This window comes from Actinosynnema sp. NPDC059335 (assembly GCF_042752395.1).
Classification (GTDB): Bacteria; Actinomycetota; Actinomycetes; order Mycobacteriales; family Pseudonocardiaceae; genus Actinosynnema.
In genome coordinates this window covers 1-17929 of sequence record NZ_JBHYXZ010000101.1, presented here as the reverse complement: position 1 = coordinate 17929, position 17929 = coordinate 1, and the positions used below count along the sequence as shown (strand labels likewise).

At 73.2% G+C, this 17929-nt stretch carries 16 protein-coding genes; 9 read left to right on the top strand and 7 right to left on the bottom strand.

Translation table 11 applies throughout. The features are described from left to right. Positions 1–162: 162 nt before the first annotated feature. The gene (locus tag ACFXGA_RS27215) at positions 163–666 is read left to right on the top strand and encodes a hypothetical protein (RefSeq protein ID WP_378092526.1); all 504 of its coding nucleotides are present in this window, start codon (positions 163–165) and stop codon (positions 664–666) included. 176 nt (positions 667–842) lie between these two features. Here the strand turns inward: ACFXGA_RS27215 and ACFXGA_RS27210 are convergent, their stop codons facing one another. Next, positions 843–2855, bottom strand: a complete 2013-nt coding sequence (locus ACFXGA_RS27210; RefSeq protein WP_378092524.1) for a neutral/alkaline ceramidase — start codon at positions 2853–2855, stop codon at positions 843–845. A 109-nt stretch (positions 2856–2964) separates the two neighbouring features. Between ACFXGA_RS27210 and ACFXGA_RS27205 the strand changes: the two genes are divergently transcribed. Further along, positions 2965–3936, top strand: coding sequence for a GlxA family transcriptional regulator (locus tag ACFXGA_RS27205; RefSeq protein WP_378092522.1), 972 nt, complete (start codon positions 2965–2967; stop codon positions 3934–3936). Here ACFXGA_RS27205 and ccsB read toward each other — a convergent pair. From ccsB to ACFXGA_RS27180, 5 genes are all read right to left on the bottom strand, one after another. Continuing rightward, positions 3918–4787 carry a c-type cytochrome biogenesis protein CcsB gene (ccsB, locus tag ACFXGA_RS27200; protein WP_378092520.1) on the bottom strand — a complete coding sequence of 290 codons (870 nt, stop codon included), beginning with the start codon at positions 4785–4787 and terminating at the stop codon, positions 3918–3920. The two genes, ACFXGA_RS27205 and ccsB, sit on opposite strands and share 19 nt — an antisense overlap. Continuing rightward, entirely contained in the window at positions 4780–5160 is a 381-nt protein-coding gene (locus ACFXGA_RS27195) for a hypothetical protein (protein WP_378092518.1), read from the bottom strand. Before ACFXGA_RS27195 ends, ccsB begins: the two co-directional genes overlap by 8 nt. A 67-nt stretch (positions 5161–5227) precedes the next feature. After that, on the bottom strand, positions 5228–6109 hold the full coding sequence (locus ACFXGA_RS27190; RefSeq protein WP_378092516.1) for a M56 family metallopeptidase: 882 nt from the start codon (positions 6107–6109) through the stop codon (positions 5228–5230). Beyond that, positions 6106–6423 carry a BlaI/MecI/CopY family transcriptional regulator gene (locus ACFXGA_RS27185; RefSeq protein WP_378092556.1) on the bottom strand — a complete coding sequence of 106 codons (318 nt, stop codon included), beginning with the start codon at positions 6421–6423 and terminating at the stop codon, positions 6106–6108. Before ACFXGA_RS27185 ends, ACFXGA_RS27190 begins: the two co-directional genes overlap by 4 nt. Positions 6424–6511: 88 nt before the next feature. After that, a complete protein-coding gene (locus ACFXGA_RS27180; protein WP_378092514.1) occupies positions 6512–6919 on the bottom strand; it encodes a VOC family protein in 408 nt (135 codons plus the stop codon). Between the two features lie 86 nt (positions 6920–7005). On the opposite strand from ACFXGA_RS27180, the gene ACFXGA_RS27175 reads away from it, so the two are divergent. Together ACFXGA_RS27175 and ACFXGA_RS27170 are read left to right on the top strand one after the other, a co-directional pair. Further along, complete coding sequence (locus tag ACFXGA_RS27175) at positions 7006–9504, top strand: SUMF1/EgtB/PvdO family nonheme iron enzyme (protein ID WP_378092512.1); 2499 nt, start codon at positions 7006–7008, stop codon at positions 9502–9504. Beyond that, positions 9501–10946 (top strand): hypothetical protein, encoded by a 1446-nt coding sequence (locus ACFXGA_RS27170; RefSeq protein WP_378092510.1) that lies wholly within the window; start codon positions 9501–9503, stop codon positions 10944–10946. The genes ACFXGA_RS27175 and ACFXGA_RS27170 overlap by 4 nt, the downstream gene beginning before the upstream one ends. A gap of 1 nt (position 10947) precedes the next feature. Here the strand turns inward: ACFXGA_RS27170 and ACFXGA_RS27165 are convergent, their stop codons facing one another. Beyond that, entirely contained in the window at positions 10948–11760 is an 813-nt protein-coding gene (locus ACFXGA_RS27165; RefSeq protein ID WP_378092508.1) for a GntR family transcriptional regulator, read from the bottom strand. 180 nt (positions 11761–11940) lie between these two features. On the opposite strand from ACFXGA_RS27165, the gene ACFXGA_RS27160 reads away from it, so the two are divergent. The 5 genes from ACFXGA_RS27160 to ACFXGA_RS27140 are packed head-to-tail and all read left to right on the top strand — an operon-like array spanning position 11941 to position 17857. Then, entirely contained in the window at positions 11941–13185 is a 1245-nt protein-coding gene (locus tag ACFXGA_RS27160) for an extracellular solute-binding protein (RefSeq protein ID WP_378092505.1), read from the top strand. 2 nt (positions 13186–13187) lie between these two features. Beyond that, positions 13188–14141: a carbohydrate ABC transporter permease gene (locus ACFXGA_RS27155; protein WP_378092503.1), complete on the top strand. Its 954-nt coding sequence runs from the start codon at positions 13188–13190 to the stop codon at positions 14139–14141. After that, a complete protein-coding gene (locus ACFXGA_RS27150; RefSeq protein ID WP_378092501.1) occupies positions 14138–14959 on the top strand; it encodes a carbohydrate ABC transporter permease in 822 nt (273 codons plus the stop codon). Before ACFXGA_RS27155 ends, ACFXGA_RS27150 begins: the two co-directional genes overlap by 4 nt. Positions 14960–14974: 15 nt before the next feature. Continuing rightward, positions 14975–16459, top strand: a complete 1485-nt coding sequence (locus tag ACFXGA_RS27145; protein ID WP_378092499.1) for a beta-N-acetylhexosaminidase — start codon at positions 14975–14977, stop codon at positions 16457–16459. A gap of 15 nt (positions 16460–16474) precedes the next feature. Beyond that, complete coding sequence (locus ACFXGA_RS27140; protein WP_378092496.1) at positions 16475–17857, top strand: cellulose binding domain-containing protein; 1383 nt, start codon at positions 16475–16477, stop codon at positions 17855–17857. The last annotated feature ends 72 nt before the right edge of the window (positions 17858–17929 follow it).

Below are 17929 nucleotides of genomic sequence, written 5' to 3'. Positions count from 1 at the left end.
CCGCGATCGTGAGCGCCCGGGTTCGGCGCGCATACCCATTCAGGGAAAGTTCGCCGAAGTGTAGCCGACCCGAACGCCAGAAAGCCTGACTCCGGCGCTCCGCCGGGTGATGCGCAGCCACGTCACCGTCTACCGGGGTCAGCCTTCGTTATCCTCGACATCATGAAAAACAATATGCGCCTCAAGCGGTCGGTGTTGTCTTTCGCATCCATTGTGACGATCTTCGCGACGTCGATCACGGCAACCACGGCTCCAGCTCAGGCGGCCCCGACGGGCGGCGATCCCGCTCCTCGGGTCGACGCCAGCGACAAGGTGTACGCGTATTCCATCGAGAAGGGTGGCGTCTTCACCGGGGCGAAGGATTTGCGCCTGTGGGTGACCGTCGAGCGAACCGGGTACAGTTACTCCTGGTCGGGGAATTGGGAGGCCAGGATATGCGGGGGAACGGTGGGCGGCCCCGGGCAGATAGGTTTCGACGCGTGGTCGCAGTCGGGCGGGTACGAGAACCGACGGTGGCGCGAATGCAACGATACCAATAAGCACATATCCGGTGGTGGTTACATCGTGCCGGGTGAGCGCACGGCGTTTCGCGTCTGCCACTGGGGTGGGGTGGTCCCGCACACCAGCTGCGGGGAGTGGGCCTACAGCAAGTTCCTGACGTCATGACGTGCTCGGTCAGGTGACCGACGTGGTCCGCGCACCAGCCCCGTCCGGGCAGGGTCGGCGTCTCCCGACCGACCCCGAGGCAGGGCTGGTGCGCTGCCGGCCTTGCGGCGGAGTGGGCACGGGGCATCGGGCGCGCGCCGGTCGGGTGTGGGACGGCGACGCACGGGCGCGGTCGGTCAGCCCACGGTGAACGGCCTGGTCGCGCCCGTGAACGGGGTGATCGCGCCGGTCCAGCCGCTCTTCCAGTCGCCGTGGTGCACGATCCGGTACGTGCCCGCCGGGGTGTCGGCCGGGATCGTCCAGGTGATCGTGGCGGTCGAGTTGGCCACGCCCTCGCGCTGCCACCGGTAGCGGGTGGACCAGTCGCCGTCGTCGGCGTGCCGGGTCCACGTGCCGCCGACCAGCCGTTGGACCTCCAGGAACGTGCCGTTGCGGCGCAGGTTGTTCTTCGGGTGGCCGGTGACGAACACCGCCGTGGCGGTCCGGCCGCGCGCGTAGGTCGCGGCCGGCTCGGTCAGCACCTGGCCGAACGAGTGCCACGGCGCCTTGTCGTCGAACACGACCCCGGTCTGGAGGTTGATGCCGGTGAACGGGGGCTTGGTCGGCGTCGCGCCCGGCGCGAGGGGCGTGCCCGCGCGCAGCGACGCGGCGAGCTTGGCGAACTCCTGCTGGTAGGCGGGCAGGGTGTTGCGGCCGAACAGGGTCGAGCCGCCCTCGTACTGCTGGAGGTCGTACTCCTCCGGGGTGGTCACGTACTGGCTGTAGTCGTTGGCGTAGCCCTGCACCAGCACGTTCTCCAGCGGCACGCCCGCCTCGGCGGCCACCGCGCGGCGGATCCGCAGCCCCGCCACGATCGTCACCTCCGCCGGCACGGCGACCAGGTGCAGCGGTCCGATCCTGACGATCTGCAGCGGCAGCACGTTCGGCGTGGCCTGCACCAGGCCGGTCGGCACCAGCGACGCCTTCGGGTACTGGCAGTCGCGCAGCCACTGCGGCACCTCGACGTCCAAGGGTTCGAACAACGCCTTGAGCGGGCTGGTCATGCCCTCGCTGAAGCCGGGGATCGCCGGGCCGTCCTCCACGCTGCCCGCCATCGTGGAGGCGCCGACCACACCGGGGCACGTCGTGCCGGGGCGGCCGTCGGTGGTGTACCGGCCGTCAACCGTCACCGCGGCCATGTCCACGAACCGCATCCGGTAGTCCACCGCGCCGGTGACCGGTGTCTGCGGCCCGGCGAACACCTCCTGGGCCTTGCGGTTCTGCCGCTCGCCGATGATCCGGGTGTTCTCCACCTCGTCCTCGGTCGGCCCGGAGCCGGGGCGGAGGTTGAGGTTGGGCGACATGTCGCCCGCGTTGGTGTTGGGGAACGCGGCGACGAACCCGGGCCGGTCCTCCAGGTATCGCACGCCCCGGTCGTCGTGCTCCCACTGGTAGGACGCGTAGCCCTTGTTGTCCGGGCTGATCAGGGTGTTCTTGTTGGTCATCGACGTGTTGTGGGTGGCGAACCAGCTGATCGCGCCGACGTCCGCGCCGTTCTGCCGGAACCGCAGCACGGTCATCGCCGGGTCGATCGCGCCCGGGAAGTGGGCCTTGTCCGCGGCGGGGTTGCGGTCGAACGCGACCCGCGAGCGGTTCACGCTGGCGTTGGTCAGCTCGCCGCGCCCCAGGGTCAGCTCGCCCGGCTTGAGGTCCTCGTGCGCCTCGACGATCGACTCGGTGATGCCGTCGGCAATGGCCGCCAGGGTCTGCGGCTGCAGGCCGAGGATCGAGAGGTTGTAGGCGAGGTTGTGCGAGTAGCCGCCGGGCCCGGCGTGCGTGTGGGTCGCGGACAGCAGCACGTTCTCGCGGGTGTAGAGCGAGCCGTACCGGGCCTGGAGCCGGGCCAGCACCTCCTCCTGCACCGCCCGGAAGATCATCGCCAGGTCCGCGTTGACGTACGCGACCCGCTTGCCGGTGGCCTGGTCGACCACGACGAAGGCGCGGGAGCGCTGGCGCTGGTGGATGCCGGTGGTCTTCTGGTCGAACGAGGAGTACCCCATCATGCCGTTCTCGGCGGCCGGTCCGGTGACGTCCGAGATGCCCCGGCCGACCAGGTACGGCTGCGGCACGGCCTCCGCCGCCGGCAGCCCGACCACGACCAGCGCGCCCACCAGCGCGGTTGCCGCCCACGACCGTCGAGAGAACCGCATCAGCACTCCCCGAGCCGACATACGCGAAATGTCTTCACCTTTACTCGACGGTAGGTGATCCGGGCCACGCGGGCAACCCCCGACCGGACGCCGCCCTACCGTGGTCGACATGCACACGGTGGCCGTCCTCGCCCTCGACCGGGTCGTGCCGTTCGACCTGTCCACGCCCCTGGAGGTGTTCACCCGCACCCGGCTGGCCGACGGCCGTCCCGCGTACCGCGTCCTGGTCTGCGGCGCGACGCCGACGGTGGACGCGGGCGCGTTCACGCTCCAGCCGCCGTGGGGGCTGGACGCCGTGGTCGCCGCGGACACCGTGATCCTGCCGGGCTGCGCCGACGCCACCGCCCCGGTCCCGGAGGAGGTGATCGACGCGCTGCGGCGCGCCGCCGCACGCGGCGCGCGGATCGCGTCCATCTGCTCCGGCGCGTTCGTCCTCGCGGCCACCGGCCTGCTCGACGGCCTGCGCGCCACCACGCACTGGGCCGCGGCCGCCGCGCTCGCCGCGCGGCACCCTGAGGTGGAGGTGGACCCGGACGTGCTCTACGTGGACAACGGCCGGCTGCTGACGTCGGCCGGCGCCGCCGCCGGGCTGGACCTGTGCCTGCACCTCATCCGCCGCGACCACGGTTCCGCGGTCGCCGCCGACGCCGCCCGCCTGTCGGTGATGCCGCTGGAGCGCGAGGGCGGCCAGGCGCAGTTCATCGTGCACGAGCGGCCGCCCGCGCCGCGCGGCTCGGTGCTCGAACCCGTGCTGCGGTGGATGGAGGACAACTGCGAGCGCGACATCGGCCTGGAGGACATCGCCGCCCACGCGGGCATGAGCACCCGCACGCTCAACCGCCGGTTCCGCGAGCAGACCGGCACCACGCCCGTGCAGTGGCTGCACCGCACCCGCATCCGCCGGGCGCAGCACCTGCTGGAGGCGACCGACCACCCGGTGGACCGGATCGCCGCCCGGGTCGGGTTCGGCTCGCCCACGGCGTTCCGGGACCGGTTCAAGCGGGTCGTCGGCACCAACCCCCACGCCTACCGCGCCGCGTTCCGCCGACGTGACGCGGCCGCTCAGTCCACCCCCGCGTAGGAGTGCAGGCCCACCGCCACCAGGTTGACGAAGAACAGGTTGAACAGCACCACGACCAGGCCGACGACGTTGAGCCACGCCGAGCGCCGCCCACGCCAGCCCGCCGTCGCCCGGGCGTGCAGGTAGGCGGCGTAGCAGACCCAGGAGGCGAACGCGACCGTCTCCTTGGGGTCCCAGCCCCAGAACCGGCCCCACGCCTGCTCGGCCCACACCGCGCCGGTGACGATCGCGAACGTCAGCGTCAGGAACCCGACCGCGCCGGTGCGGTAGGCGATCTTGTCCAGGTGGTCGGCGGGCGGCAGCCGCCGGACCGGCCCGGACTTGCCGGTCCCCTTGCCCGTGCTCGCCAGGTGCAGCGCGCTGACCACACCGGACAGCAGGAACACGCCGCTGGCCATGATCGCCGCCGCGACGTGGATGATGATCCAGTACGAGCGCAGCGCCGGCACGAGCGGCGCGGCCTCGGTGTAGAGCCGGTTGCCCGCCAGGAACAGCAGCGACGCGATCGGCAGCAGCACGAACACCGACATCCGGCGCAGGTCGTGCCGCAGCACCAGGTAGAGCCACGCGACGACGGCGATGAGCCCGACCGCCGACAGGTACTCGTACATGTTGCCCCACGGCACCCGGCCGGTCGCGACACCGCGCAGCGCCAGCGACGCGAGGTGCAGCAGCCCGCCCAGGACGGTCAGCGCGACCCCGCACCGGCCGAACCGGACCGCGAACGCGGGCGGGTTCGCCGCGTGCCGGGTCAGCGCGTACTCGGCCGAGCACAGCAGGGCGGCGAGCATGTAGACGCCGAACGCGCTGGTGAACAGCCAGTCGCTGAGCAGCGCCAGGCGGTCACCCATGGCCGGCCCACAGCTGGTTGAGCCGCAGCACCATCACGGGCACGCTCAGGCAGGTCACGGTCAGCACGCCCGCGCCCCACCGGGACCGCTCGGCCACCGACCACACCGCGCCCAGCGGCAGCACGACCGCGACGCCGACCAGGTAGCCGACGAACGTCGCGCGGTCCAGCTCGCGGTCCGAGCCGAGCAGCGCCACCACGCCGACCACCGCCTGCACCAGCAGCGCCGCCTCCAGCAGCACCACGACCGCCGCCAACCCGAGCGTCGGCCTGGTGCGCAGGGTGATCGGGTGGTCGAGCACCGCCAGGACGAGCGCCCAGGCGGCGGCCCCGAACGCGACGACCGTCACCGCGGTCGCCAGGACTTGGATCATCGCACCCCTCCGGAAATGACTACTACAGAACGTAGCACTACGTCGTGTAGTAGTCCCCGTGGAGGGGTCAGAAGATCACGAAGCTCACCGGGGTGGACACCAGCACCAGGCCCCCGACCAGCGCGGACCAGCGGACGACGGCGGGCAGCGGCGGCAGGCCGGCCAGGCGGTCCAGCCGCGCCTCCACGGCGACGTCGGCCGCACCCAACGCGCCCTCGGGCGGGCGGACCGCGTCGAACCTCCGCAGCGCGGCGGCCAGCGGCCGGGCGCCGTGGCGCAGGCTCGCGCTCTCGTCGGCCCGCATCTCCACCAGCAACGCCACCGCCCGGGCGACCGACCGCACCAGCCGCACCTTCGGCAGCACCGCGCACAACGCGCTGAACGGCAGCAGCACCAGGTCGTGCCGCTCGCGCCCGTGCGCGTGCTCGTGCCCCAGCACGGCGTCCACCTGCTCGCGGGTCAACGCGGTCAACGCGCCCGAGCTGAGCACGACGGCCGACCGCGTGCCGGGCACGCAGTAGGCGACCACGTGCGGGTGGTCCAGCACCAGCGCGCCGGGCGCGGCGTCGTCCCGGCGGGCGACCAGCGCGAGCACGTCGCGGTGCCTGCGGCGCACCCGCAGCACCGACCACCAGGTCCACAGCAGACCGATGAGCAGGTCGGCCGCGGACAGCAGGCCCAGCACGACCAACACGGCCGCGGGCGTCACGTCGCCGCGCACGGCGTCCCCCGCCCAGCGGCCGAGGGCGACCGGGATGGGCGCGTCGTACGGCGCGAGACCCAGGGCGAGCAGCAGGCCGACCGCCGACAGCACCGCCGCCAGGCCGAGCATCTGCCACACCAGGATGCCGGTGCGCGGCGCACGCCACACCCACCGGGCGCGGGCGAGCGGACCCGCCACCGCCACGCACAGCGCGAGCGTCGCGGCGAGGTGCCACGCGGCGTTCACCGCTCGTCCAGCGCCTGGCTCAGGGCCTCCGCCTCGGGCTCGCTCACCGACCGCGCGAAGTGCGCCAACGCGGTCTCCCGGTCACCGGTCAGGGACAGCGCGTCGAGCATCAGCCCGGCCACGTACTGCTCCCGGCTCGCCACCGGCGCGTAGTGCCAGGCGCGGCCCTCGCCGGCCTCGCGCCGGACGAAACCCTTCTTCGCCAACCGGTTCAGCACCGTCATCACGGTCGTGTACGCCAGGTCGCGGTCGGACAGCGCGCGGACCACCTCCCGCACCGCCACCGGCTCGCCGCGATCCCACAGGACGTCCATCGCGGCCCGCTCCAACTCGCCCAGCCGGTTCACCGCCACGCTCCACCCGTCACGCCGCGATCGTACGAGGCCGGCCGGCGCGCCGCGGTCAGGAGCCGCTGATGTTGACCATCCAGGAGATGCCGAACCGGTCCTGGCAGGCGCCGAACTCGTCGCCCCACATCTGCTTCTCCAGCGGCACGGTGACGTTGCCGCCCTCGGAGAGCTGCTCGAAGTACCGGCGCAGCTCCTCGCCGTCGTCGCCGCTGAGGCTGATGGTGACGTTGTCGCCGGGGTTGTGCGGCATGCCGGGCGGGGTGTCGGAGGCCATCAGCGTGTAGCCGCTGGGCGTCTCCAACTGCGCGTGCATGATCTTCTCCGCCTCGGGCGCGTCGGCCTGGCCGAACTCGCCGAACGTGTTGACCACCAGCGTGCCGCCGAAGACGGATTCGTAGAACTCCATGGCCTCGCGGGCGTTTCCTGCGAAGCTGATGTACGGGTTGAGTCGCGAACTCATGGCGCCCTCCTCTCGGGGACGGGTCGTGCGGGCGGGCTCATCCTGGCACCGGGGACCGACAATCGCAGGGCGGGTGGGGTACGAGGGTGGGCAACGCGATCACGGTCTACCTGTCGTCGCCGGGCGACGTGCGCGACGAGCGGGCCGCGGTGCTGGAGGTGGTGCGGCGGCTGCGGTTCGACCCGTTCCTCGACCCCGGCACGGACCTGAGGGTGGTGAGCTGGGACAACCCCGACGCGCCGGTGCCGCTGCCGCTCTCGGAGCAGCCCCAGGACACGGTGGACTCGGTGCAGGGCCTGCCGTCGGAGAGCGACATCGTGATCGCGGTGCTGTGGTCGCGGCTGGGCACTCCCGTGCGTGGCGCGGCGTCGGGCACGGTGTGGGAGATCGAGGACGCGCTGCGCGCCGGCGGGCCGGACGTGCTGGTCTACCACAAGACCCCGCCCGCGACGGTGGCGCTGGGCGACCCGGACTGGCACGCCAAGGCCGAGCAGTACCGGGCCCTCACCGACTACCTGGCCACGCTGCGCGAGCGCGGGGTGGTGCAGGAGTTCGCCGACCTGCGCGAGTTCCGGTCGCTGGTGGACGCCCACCTGCGCCGGCTGATCGCGCGGCGGACCAGGCCGGCCGCGCCGCGGCGGACGCGCTGGGACGCCTCCCGCTCCCCCTACCCCGGGTTGCAGGCGTTCACCACCGCCGACGCCGACTGCTTCTTCGGCCGCGACCACGAGGTCGACGCGCTGGTCGGGCTCGTGCGCGCGCACCGCCTGGTCACGGTCGTCGGCCCCAGCGGGTCGGGCAAGTCGTCGCTGGTCGGCGCCGGGCTGCTGCCCAGGCTCGCGGCGGCGGGGTGGCGCACGCCGAGGTACGCCGACGGCGCGTGGTCGGGCCACCGCGTCACGCCCCGCGGCATCGCCGCGGGTCAGGAGCTGCCGGAGCCGGAGGACGCCCGCACGGTGGTGTTCGTGGACCAGTTCGAGGAGGTCTTCGCCCCGGCCGCCGGAGCGCACCGGCAGGCGCTGCTGGACCGGTTGGTCGACCTGGCCGACTCGGGCGGCGCGACCGTGGTGGCGAGCCTGCGCGCGGACTTCCTCGGCCCGGCGCTGGAGCACCCGGGCCTGGCGCGGCACCTGCGGTCGGCGCTGCTGCCGCTGGGCCCGCCGGACCTGTCGTCGGTCTCGGAGATCATCCGCAGGCCGGCCGCGCTGGCCGGCCTGCGGTTCGACCGCGACCTGCCCGAGCTGCTGCTGGTGCACGCGCGGCAGGAGCCGGGGCGGCTGCCGCTGCTGGCGTTCGCGCTCCACGAACTGCACCTGCGCCGCGACGGCGACCGGTTGACCACGGCGGCCTACGAGGAGATCGGCGGGGTCGAGGGCGCGATCGGGCACCTCGCCGAGCGGGCGTTCCGGGCGCTGCCCGACGAGGTGCGGGCCGAGTTCGGGGCGGTGGTGCGCAAGCTGGTCGAGGTGGACGAGGTCGGTGGCCCGGTGCGCGGCCGGGCCGCGCAGGCCGAGCTGTCCGCGCCGCGCCGCAGGGCGCTGGTGGACGCGCTGGTCGACGCCCGGCTGCTGGTCACCGGCACCGGACCCGACCCGTTCGTGGAGGTGGCGCACGAGGCGATCTTCCGCGGCTGGCCGCGGTTCGCGCGGTGGCTGGACGCGGGCCACGAGGACCTGCTGGCGGTCAACCGGATGCGGCGTGCGGCGGCGGACTGGGCGCGCAGCGGGCGCGACCCGCTGTTCCTGTGGCCGCAGGAGCGGATCGAACCGGTGGTGGGGGCGGTGACCCGGATGGACGTCGCGTTGACGCCGCAGGAGCGGGAGTTCCTGAGGCCCGAGCCCGAACGCCTGCTCGACGAGCTGGTCACGCCCGGTCTGCCGCACTCGCGGCGGCGCGAGATCTCCACCCGTCTCGCCCGGCTGGGCGATCCGCGCCCCGGCGTGGGCGCCGTGGACGGGCGGCCGGACATCGTGTGGTGCGAGGTGCCCGGCGACGAGCCGCTCTGGATCGCGAAGTACCCCGTCACGGTCGAGCAGCTCGCCGCCTTCCGCCGCGGCCGGTTCCGGACGACGGACGCCCGGCCGACCGGGCTGGAGGGGCGGCAGCCGAACGCGCCCGCCGCCGTCACCTGGCACGAGGCGGTGGTGTTCTGCCGGTGGTTGGACGGCCTGCGCGACCGGGCGTGGGCGCGGCACGGGGTGGTGCGGCTGCCGACCGCGCGGGAGTGGGTGCGCGCGGCGGGCGGCGGGTCCACCCGGTACCCGTGGGGCGACGACTGGCGCGACGACCACGCCAACACCGCCGCGTCGGGGCTCGGCGGCCCGATCGCCGTGGGGATGTACCCGCTGGGGCGGTCGCCCGCGGGCGGCGCGCTGGACCTGGTCGGGACGGTGTGGGAGTGGTGCGAGGACGACCCGGGGACCGCCCCGGAAGGGGTGCACGTGCTGAAGGGCGGTTCGGCGCGGGAGCACCCCGACCGGTGCCGCGTCGACGTGGACCGGGTCATGCGCGGCGACGTCGTGCGGGACGACCGCGGTTTTCGGCCGTGCGTCGGGCCGGCGCTGTGGGCGGGTGGAGCGAGGTGAGGCAGCCGCTCGTGCCCGTGGAACAGGTCGAGGTCGTCCCCGGCGCGCTGTCGGCGACGCTGTACCTGGACCGGGTGAACGCGGGCGTCGAGCACGAGGTCTGGCTGTTCGCCACCCGCGGCATGGAGGCCGTCGGCGCGCCCGAGGTGGTGTTCGCGGTGCGCCGGGACGGTCCACCGCCCGCACGGGTGCTCGACCTGTTCCGGTCGCTGCACGACCAGGCGGCGAGCGGCGCGGCCCTGTCGCCCGGCGACGCGCTGGAGGTCGACCGGGGCACGTTCGGGTTCGGCCCGGCCATCAGCGGGTTCCTGTGCCTGCCCTACCGCCTGCACGACCCGCGGCTGCCCGCGCTCGACGGCTTCGGGCGCACGCCGCTGCTGCTGGTCGCGTTGCTGGCGGGCGAGTACCGGGCCGCCCAGCGGTACGGCCACCTGCGGGTGCTGGCGCTGCTGGGCAAGCTGACCCGGGTGTTCCCGCACCCGTGGTGGTTCGACGACCGCCGCCCGGTCGTCGTCGAGCCGGAGCCGACGCACCCCGGCGCGGCCTCCGTGCTGTCGCGCCACGACCTGCCCACCGCGCGGGCGCCCTACCTCAGCGTGGTCCACAGTGGACCGCAGGTGCGGCTCTCGCTGTCCGAGGCGGCCTGCGACCGCCTGCTGGACCTGCTGTCCGGCGCGCCCGAGACGGTGTTGCTGCTGCCGGGCGCGGGCGAGTCCGAGGACGCCCGGTACGTGTGGCGGCCGGGCCAGACCGGTCCGGAGGCGATCATGTTCGCCGGCGGCGGCTCGGTCGTGCACGGCGCGCTGGACGTCGGCGTGAACTTCCTGCTCCTGCTGCACGGCGACGTCGAGGTGGACGCGGTGCAGCAGGAAGACGGCTTCCTGCTGATGATGCCGGACGAGCTGTGGCGGCGGTTCCTCCGGGCGCTGGCGGACCGCCGGGAGCTGACCTGGCGCGCGGCGGGCAGCGAGATCACGCTGGAGCCGTACGCCCAGCGGTACGCCTCGCCGTTCGGGGTGGTCGCGCAGAGCCGGGACGGCTTCCCGCCGTACCGCCCCAAGCCCACCGCGCGAGGCGTCGGCGACGCGGCGTCGCCGCTCTACAACGTCCGGCTGGACGCCATCCACCTGCTCACTGACCAGCGGTTGGTGGAGCAGGAGCTGTCGGCCGAGGAGGCGGTCGGGTTCATCCAGGACGCCTGCCAGGTCGTGGACGACGCGCTGGAGGGCGTCCACCACGGGGTCGAGGCGCTCCTCGTGCACTTCCGGCTGACACCGGGCATGCCGCCGTGGATCGGGCTGGCGGTCAGCCCGGACAAGCCCGGTGTGCTGCCGCGCGAGGTGGCCGACCCCCTGCTCGCGCGGTTGAACGCCCTGCCGGGACCGGCGGTGCGGCGCCACGAAGTGCGGTTCGAGGCGCGGCTGGAGGTCGTGCGGGAGTGAGCTACTGGACGTCGCCGGTGGTGGCCGAGCGGACGGGGCCGGAGGACAGGTCGCCGGGCGGGATGCCCGGGTGGTGTCCGGTCCGCGCGCCGGGCGGCGGCGCGGTCGGCGCGAGCGACAGCCGGGAGACGATCCGGTAGCGGTCGCCCCGGTACAGCGAGTGCACGTACTCGACCGGGCGGCCGGTGGTGTCGTTGGTCAGCCGCTCGAACAGCAGCGCGGGGGCGAACACCGGCACGCCCAGCAGCTCCGACTCGGCGTCGTTGGTGACCGTGGGCTCGATGGACTGCACCGCATCGCTGACGTGCACGCCGTGGTCGGCGAGCCGGTCGTAGAAGTTGCCCGACTCCATGTCCTCGACCGTGAGGCCGGGCGCGACGGCGACCGGGACGTGCAGGTACTCGATCGCCATCGGCGCGCCGTCGACCAGCCGCAGCCGGGCGATGTAGTGGATCTCGGCCGCCGGCGACACGCGCAGCCTGCGGCCCACTCGCGCGCCCGCCGGGATGCGGGCGTGCTCCAGCACCCGGCTCGACCACGCGCCGCCCGCCTGCGGCACGGTCATGGCGCGGTCGCCGGACACCAGCTCCTGGGTGATCTTGGCGGGCGCCACGAACGTGCCGCGGCCGTGCTGGCGGACCAGCAGGCCGGTGTTGACCAGTTCGTCCACGGCCGAGCGCAGCGTGGGCCGGGACACCGAGAGCTGGCGGCACAGCACGCGCTCGGCCGGGATGGGCGCGCCCGGCGGGTGGGTCTCGATGAGTTCGAGCAGGTAGTCGCGCACCCGTTCGCGTTTGAGGATCGGTTCGGCCATGCCGCCTCGCTTCGTTCCGCCGGTCGCGGACCAGTATGTCAGACCAGTGGTCAGGTGTGGTCCGGTGACAGAAGAGAACGCTCTCACGGCCGTGAACTGGGTGTTGACTGCCTTATTGGTCTATGCCATCTTCGACACGCTCCACCTGGGTTTACCAATTGGTCAGCTGAGAGGTGAGACGTGCCGAACCGCCCTGTCGCCCTGGTCCTCGCGTCGTTGCTCGCCCTGTCCGCCTGCGGTTCCGAGCCCGGCGCGGCCGGCGGGAAGCAGGACGTCACCGTGTGGCTGATGAAGGACTCGGCCACCGACGACTTCGTCGCCCGCTTCGAAGCCGAGTTCGAGCGCGAGCACCCCGAGCTGGACCTGGACATCCAGGTCCAGGAGTGGAACGGCATCACCCAGAAGGTGACCAGCGCGCTGGCCAGCACCGACCCGCCGGACGTGATCGAGGTCGGCAACACCCAGGTCGCGCAGTACGCGGCCAGCGACGGCGTCACCGACCTGTCCGACAAGGTCGCCGAGCTGGGCGGCGGGGACTGGATCCCCGGGCTGGCCGAGCCGGGCGCGGTGGACGGCAGGCAGTTCGGCATCCCGTTCTACGCGGCCAACCGGGTGGTCATCTACCGCAAGGACCTGTTCGCGGCGGCCGGCGTCACGCCGCCGAAGACCCGCGACGAGTGGCTGGCGGTCACCGAGGAGCTGGACGAGGGCGACACCCAGGGCATCTACCTGCCCGGCCAGAACTGGTACGTGCTGTCCGGGTTCGTCTGGGACGAGGGCGGCGACCTCGCCCGGCGGGACGGCGACGAGTGGGTCGGCTCGCTGAACACGCCGGAGGCGTTGGCGGGCGCGGACTTCTACCGCCGGTTGCAGGCGCTGGGCGACGGGCCGAAGGACTCCGACGAGGCCAAGCCGCAGCAGACCGACGTGGTGGCGGCGGGGAAGGTCGCGCAGTTCATCGCCGTGCCGGGCGCGGCCAAGCTGGTCGCCAAGGCCAACCCCGACCTCGCCGACCAGCTCGGGTTCTTCCCGATCCCCGGCAAGACCGCGGCCACGCCCGGCGCGGTGTTCACCGGCGGCTCCGACCTGATCATCCCGCTCGCCTCCACCCGCCAGGACGGCGCGTACGCCGTGGTCAAGGCCCTGGCCGGGGAGAAGTGGCAGGTCGAGCTGGCCAAGGCGATGAACTACGTGCCCAACCGCACCTCGCTGGCGGACGCGGTCGGCGACGACCCCGGCGCGGTGGCGATGGCGGCGGGCGCGGTCAACGGGCACGCCACGCCGAACTCGCCGAACTGGGCGGCGGTCGAGGCGCGCAACCCGATCAAGGAGTTCCTCACCGCGGTGCTGACCGGCGCGGACCCGGCGACGGCCGCGGCCGAGGCCGACCGGGTGATCACCCAGGCGCTCGCGTCGGGCGCGTAGCCGTGGCGACGACGCTGACGCGGGCGGTGCGGCGCCGCCCGCCGGCCACCCCTCCCTCGCCGCGCCGCCGCGGCACGTCCTGGTGGCCGTACCTGCTGATCGCGCCGACCGTGCTGGCCACCGCGTTCCTGCTGCTGTACCCGTTGGCGCGCAACGTGGTCATCTCGGTGCAGGACTTCGGCCTGCCCCAGCTCGTGCGGGGCGAGGCCCGGTTCGTCGGCCTGGCGAACTACGCGCGGGTGCTGGCCGACCCGGAGTTCTGGGCGGTGGTGCGGCGGACCCTGGTGTTCACCGCGGTCAACGTCGTGCTGATCATGGTGTTGTCCACGCTGGTCGCGCTCCTGCTGGTGCGGCTCGGGCGGTGGGCGCGGCTGCTGGTGATGTCCGGGCTGGTGCTGGTGTGGGCCACGCCGGTGATCGCGGCGACGACGGTGTTCCAGTGGCTGTTCCAGTCCCGGCTCGGGGTGGTCAACTGGGCGCTGGTGGCGCTGGGGTTCGAGGGCTTCCGCGACTACACCTGGTTCGCCGACGGCACGGCCACGTTCGCCATCCTGGTGGCGCTGATCGTGTGGCAGTCGGTGCCGTTCGCGGCGTTGTCGCTGTACGCGGCCATGGTGACGATCCCGGCCGAGCTGTACGAGGCGGCGCGGATGGACGGCGCGGGCGCGTGGCGGGTGTTCGCGACCATCACGTTCCCGGTGCTGCGGGCCATGTTCGGGTTGATCACCTGCCTGGAGGTGATCTGGGTCGTCAAGGCGTTCGTGCAGATCTGGGTGATCTCGCAGGGCGGTCCGGGGCAGGCCACCACGACGTTGCCGGTGTACGCGTTCCAGGTCGCGCAGTCGTTGCAGCGCTACGACCTGGGCGCGGCGGTGTCGATGCTCATGGTGCTGCTGCTCGTGCTGGCGCTGCTGGCGTACTTCCGGCAGCTCTACCGGCAGGAGGAGGTGTCGTGACGGGCCGGGTGTTGCGCGGTGTCGCGGCGGTGGTCGTGTTCGCCGTGTCGGTGTTCCCGGTGTACTGGATGGTGCTGACCGCGGTCAAGCCGACCCGCGACATCCAGGCCGGGACGCCGACGTTCCTGCCGCTGTCGGTGACGTTCGAGCACTTCGGCACCGCGGTGTCGGTGGCGGGGTTCTGGTCGTTCTGGCGCAACAGCCTCGTGGTCGCGGGCGGCGCGGTGCTGTTGTCGCTGGTCATGGCGCTGCTCGCGGCGTTCGCGGTGGCGCGGCTGCGGTGGAAGGGGCGGCGCGGGTTCGTCCTGATGGTGTTCGTGGCGCAGATGACGCCGTGGGAGGCGCTGCTCGTCCCGATCTACGTGATCGCCCGGGACACCGGGATGCTCGACACGCTCTGGATGCTCACCCTGGTCTACTTCATGATCACGCTGCCGTTCACCGTGGTGACGCTGCGCGGGTTCCTCGCCGCCATCCCGGTCGACCTGGAGGAGGCGGCGCTGGTCGACGGGTGCTCGCGCGCGCAGGCGTTCCGGCGCGTGGTGTTCCCGCTGCTCGCACCCGGTCTGCTGGCGACCTCGCTGTTCGGGTTCATCACCGCCTGGAACGAGTTCGCCTTCGCCAACGTGCTGATCATCAAGGACCAGGACGACCGGACGCTGCCGGTCTGGCTGTCGTCGTTCAGCAACACGTTCGGCACGGACTGGGGCGCCACGATGGCCGCCTCGACCCTGTTCATGCTGCCGGTGCTGCTGGTGTTCCTCGTCCTCCAGGGCCGCGTGACCACCGGCATCGTCGGTGGCGCGGTCAAGGGCTGACCCGGGGGTGCTCTGGTGATCGTTCCTCGACCGACCCGGCTGGTCCGCCGGCACGGCCGCTTCACGCTCGACCGGGACACCGCGATCCGCGCCACGCCCGGCGCGCAGGGCGCGGCCCGGCTGCTGCGCGCGTCGCTGCGCCCGGCGACCGGCCTGCCGCTGCCGCTGCACGAGGACGGGCGGGTGGTGTTCGCGCTGGACGAGCGGCTGGTGGGGCTCGGCGACGAGGGCTACGCGCTGACCGTGAACGAGCACGCGGTGGTGCTGCGCGCGGCGACCCGGCACGGGCTGGCGCACGGCGTGCAGACGATCCGGCAGCTCGTCACGCCGACCGCGCTGGGCTCGCGGCCGGTCTCCGGGGCGGACTGGGCGCTGCCGGGGGTGGACGTCCGGGACGCGCCGCGCCTGCCGTGGCGCGGGGTGCTGCTCGACGTGGCACGCCGCTTCCAGCCGGCCGCCGTGCTGCGCCGGTTCGTCGACCTGATGGCCGTGCACAAGCTCAACGTGCTGCACCTGCACCTGACCGACGACCAGGGCTGGCGGATGCCGGTGCCGCGGCACCCCCGGCTGACGTCGGTCGGCGGGTGGCGCGCGGAGAGCATGGGCGACGGCGTGCCGCACGGCGGCTCCTACACCCGCGCGGAGCTGACCGCGCTCGTGTCCTACGCGGACGAACGCGGCATCCGGGTGATGCCGGAGATCGAGATGCCGGGCCACGCCCGCGCCGCCCTGGCCGCCTACCCGGAGCTGGGCAACTTCCCCCGCCGGCGCCTGCCGGTGTGGACGCGGTGGGGCGTGAGCGAAGAGGTGTTCGGGGTGGACGACGCCGTGCTGGATTTCTGCCGGGACGTGCTGGACGAGGTGGTGGACACCTTCCCCGGGCCGCACGTGCACCTGGGCGGCGACGAGTGCCCGACCACCGAGTGGGAGTCGAGCCCCGGCGCGCTGCGGCGGGTCCGCGAGGCGGGCCTGGCCGGACCGCACGAGCTGCACGGCTGGTTCCTGCGCGCGATGGCGGAGCACGTGGTGGGGCGCGGGCGCGTGCCGGTGACGTGGGAGCCGATCGGCGACCCGCGCGCGGTGGTGATGCCGTGGCGCGACGCGGCGGACGCCCGCACGGCGCTGGACCTCGGCCACGACGTGGTGATGGCGCCGCACCGCTCGACCTACCTGGACTACCCGCAGTCCGCCGACCCCGACGAGCCGCCGGGCCAGCCCGGCCTGGTGGTGACCTCGCACGACGTCTACCACCTGCCGCTGCCGGACGGGGTGCTCGGCGCCCAGTGCGCGTTGTGGACGGAGTACGTGCCGACCGCGCGGCACCTGGAGCGGCTCGCGTACCCGCGCCTGGCCGCGCTGGCGGACACGCTCTGGGCCCAGCGCCCGTCCTGGACCGATTTCACGCAGCGGATGCGCGCGCACACCGGCCGCCTGAGCGCGCTGTCCGTGCCCTTGCCGCGAGAGGAGGACGACGCCCGCTCCCCTGTCCCACCCTGCTGACTTGAGGAGAACACAGTGCACGCACGCATGATCGCCGCGATCGGAGCCGCCGCGGTGTCCGTCGCCGCGCTGGTGGCCGCACCGATGGCGCTGGCCGCCGACTCGGTCACCGCCCAGTACCGGACCAGCGCGTCCGGCGCCACGGCCGACCAGGTCGAGCCGTGGTTGAAGCTCGTCAACACCGGTGGCACGACCGTGCCGCTGGCCGAGGTGAAGGTCCGCTACTACTTCAAGAGCGAGACGCCGGACGTCGGCTACCGCTTCGCGTGCTCGTGGGCGGTGCGCGGCTGCGGCAACGTCACCGGCACGTTCGGCACGCTCACCGGCGGTCCCGCCGACCGCTACCTGGAGGTCGGGTTCACCTCGGGGGCGGGCTCGCTCGCGCCCGGCGCCGACACCGGCGACCTGCAACTGCGGTTCTACCGGTCGAACTGGGGCCCGATCACCCAGTCCGACGACTACTCGTTCCGCGCGGCGAGCACCTACTCGGCGTGGTCGCGGGTGACCGTGCACCGGGGCGCCACCCTGCTGTGGGGCACGCCGCCGGGCGGCACCACGCCCACGACGACCACGACGTCGTCCACGCCGCCGAACCCGAACGGCCCGGCGTTGTTCGACGACTTCAACTACACGGGTTCGGGCGATCCGCGGATCGCCCAGCGCGGCTGGACCGTGCGCTCGGGCGGCGGCGGGCCGGGCGTGCCGGGCGCGGTGTGGGACCCGGCGCAGGTGACGTTCCCGACCGTGGACGGCCAGAAGTCGCTGCGGCTGGAGTCGTCGAACAACGGGTCGTCCGCGCGGCAGACCGAGCTGTACCACCAGCGGAAGTTCTTCGAGGGCACGTACGCGGCCCGGGTGAAGTTCTCCGACGCCCCGGTCTCCGGCCCCGACGGCGACCACGTGGTGCAGACGTTCTTCACCATCACGCCGCTCAACAGCAACATGGACCCGGACTACGGCGAGCTGGACTTCGAGTACCTGCCCAACGGCGGGTGGGGCGAGCCGGCCAACATCCTGTACGAGACGACGTGGGAGACCTACCAGAACGAGCCCTGGATCGCCGACAACATCCACACCGCCCAGCGGCAGAGCTACGCCGGCTGGCACGACCTGCTGATCCAGGTGGCCGGCGGCCGGGTGAAGTACTTCGTGGACGGCGCGCAGGTGGCCGACCACGGCGACAAGTACTACCCGGAGACGCCGATGTCGATCAACTTCAACCTGTGGTTCATCTCGGGCGGCCTGGTGGGCACGCCCGGTGACCGCGCCTACCAGCAGCACGTGGACTGGGTGTACTTCGCCAAGGACCAGGTGCTCAGCCCGGCCCAGGTGCAGTCCCGCGTGACGGGCTACCGCTCGTCCGGCGTGGACCACGTCGACACGGTGCCCGCGGCCTGATCCCCGAACCCGGGGGGGGCGGGGGGGGGGGCCGCCCCCCGGCCCCGCCGCCCGCCCCCCCGCGCGCGCGGC

Coding starts and splice junctions, on each gene's coding strand:
- ACFXGA_RS27165 (WP_378092508.1), bottom strand. CDS start 11,760: ATGGCCGAACCGATCCTCAAACGCGAACGGGTGCGCGACTACCTGCTC.
- ACFXGA_RS27180 (WP_378092514.1), bottom strand. CDS start 6,919: ATGAGTTCGCGACTCAACCCGTACATCAGCTTCGCAGGAAACGCCCGC.
- ACFXGA_RS27205 (WP_378092522.1), top strand. CDS start 2,965: ATGCACACGGTGGCCGTCCTCGCCCTCGACCGGGTCGTGCCGTTCGAC.
- ACFXGA_RS27215 (WP_378092526.1), top strand. CDS start 163: ATGAAAAACAATATGCGCCTCAAGCGGTCGGTGTTGTCTTTCGCATCC.
- ACFXGA_RS27185 (WP_378092556.1), bottom strand. CDS start 6,423: ATGGACGTCCTGTGGGATCGCGGCGAGCCGGTGGCGGTGCGGGAGGTG.
- ACFXGA_RS27195 (WP_378092518.1), bottom strand. CDS start 5,160: ATGATCCAAGTCCTGGCGACCGCGGTGACGGTCGTCGCGTTCGGGGCC.
- ccsB (WP_378092520.1), bottom strand. CDS start 4,787: ATGGGTGACCGCCTGGCGCTGCTCAGCGACTGGCTGTTCACCAGCGCG.
- ACFXGA_RS27210 (WP_378092524.1), bottom strand. CDS start 2,855: ATGCGGTTCTCTCGACGGTCGTGGGCGGCAACCGCGCTGGTGGGCGCG.